Raw genomic sequence first — 406 nt, forward strand, 5'->3', positions numbered from 1 at the left:
ACTGGCCAGCGGCGGGCAATGCGGCGCCTGCAGCTCGTTGGCCACCGTGCGCAAGGCAACCCGGCGCATGTGCGTGTCGCGCTTGGCACTGCTGGTGCTCAACGCCTGACAGTGTTCCGCAGGCAGCGGGTACTCGCAGTAGAGCATCCAGGCAGTGTGGATTTTTTTCAGCGCCAGCCCCGCCAGGGTGCCGCGCTGGACGAGGGTGTCATCGTCCTCCAGCGCTTGCTCGCTGAGCAGACCGTTCGGCGCGACGGCATAGCGTTTGAGCGGGCCCTGGTCTTGCCACAGGTACAGATAGCCGCCGCGCAGGCGACGTGCTGCCATGGGGTGGCTGCGGGTGACAACACCGGGCGTGCAGCAGGGATGGGCCGCTTTTTCTTCTGCCAGGGCATAGCGCACCGGC

Annotated in this window: 1 protein-coding gene; it reads right to left on the reverse strand. The window is 67.0% G+C overall.

Annotation, left to right across the window (positions count from 1 at the left end; genetic code table 11):
- On the reverse strand, window positions 1–402 hold a 402-nt coding region (locus tag NPS47_RS25450; protein WP_337993430.1), incomplete at its 3' end, for a toxin VasX.
- Window positions 403–406 lie beyond the last annotated feature (4 nt).

This window comes from Pseudomonas putida (assembly GCF_028682475.1).
GTDB classification, from domain to species: domain Bacteria; phylum Pseudomonadota; class Gammaproteobacteria; order Pseudomonadales; family Pseudomonadaceae; genus Aquipseudomonas; species Aquipseudomonas putida_AG.